Genomic DNA, 282 nt, shown 5'->3' with positions numbered 1-282 from the left:
AAGCTCAGGTTGGTGGTGATGACGAGGCTGGTGCGCTCGTAGAGCTTGCTGATCAGGTGGAACAGCAATGCGCCGCCGGTCTGGCTGAACGGCAGATAGCCCAGCTCATCGAGGATCACCAGGTCGGCATACATGAGTCGCGTGGCCAGGTGTCCCGGCTTGCCTGAGACCTTCTCCAGTTCCAACGCGTTGACGAGCTCCACGGTCGAGAAGAAGCGCACTCGACGGTGATGGTGCTCCACGGCCTGCACGCCGATGGCGGTGCCGAGATGGGTCTTGCCC

The 282-nt window shown here is 62.4% G+C and carries 1 protein-coding gene; it reads right to left on the bottom strand.

What is annotated here, in order from left to right:
• A partial coding sequence (locus ACVA58_RS28010; RefSeq protein ID WP_446513507.1) for an ATP-binding protein occupies positions 1 to 282 on the bottom strand: 282 nt, incomplete at both ends.

This window comes from Photobacterium sp. DNB22_13_2 (genome assembly GCF_052873915.1).
The sequence above is the reverse complement of the archived record's forward strand: the minus strand, read 5'-3'. Positions and strand labels throughout refer to the sequence as shown.